Here is a 504-nt window from a genome sequence, read left to right as displayed (position 1 = left end):
TAATACATCAGGGTCACAAACTAGAGCGCGAGCTAATGCCGCCTTGCGTTGCCAGCCGCCAGATAAGTCACGAAGTAATGTGTCTGGACTTAACTTTAGGGCACTAAGTACGTTTTTAACTCGGTCATCAAAACGCCACGCATTTGAATGATCCAATTGTTCTTGAGTTTTTGCTAAGCGGTTGATGTTCTTTTCGCTTGGGTCTTGCGCAACAAGATCAAGAAGATCATGGTAGATCTTAAGCTGTTCGCCAATTTCCGCTAAGCCACCAGAGACATACTCATAAACAGTACCTTCTTGGTTGCGCGGTGGATCTTGCTCCAAACGAGAAACAACAACGTCTTGTGTTATTTGAATTTTGCCGTCGTCCAGTAAGATGTCGCCAGCAAGTACTTTCATCAACGTTGACTTACCAGCACCGTTTCGCCCTACTAAACAAACACCCCCATTTTCCTGCAAAGCAAACTCTGCGCGGTCTAATATCGACTGAGCACCTAAAGCACA

At 45.4% G+C, this 504-nt stretch carries 1 protein-coding gene; it reads right to left on the bottom strand.

From position 1 onward, the window contains the following. Positions 1–483, bottom strand: a 483-nt coding sequence (locus tag R7O13_RS31300) for an ATP-binding cassette domain-containing protein (protein ID WP_318305789.1), incomplete at its 3' end; no start/stop codon positions are given. Positions 484–504: the final 21 nt, after the last annotated feature.

It is taken from the genome of Vibrio sp. Y176 (genome assembly GCF_033438945.1).
The sequence above is the reverse complement of the archived record's forward strand: the minus strand, read 5'-3'. Positions and strand labels throughout refer to the sequence as shown.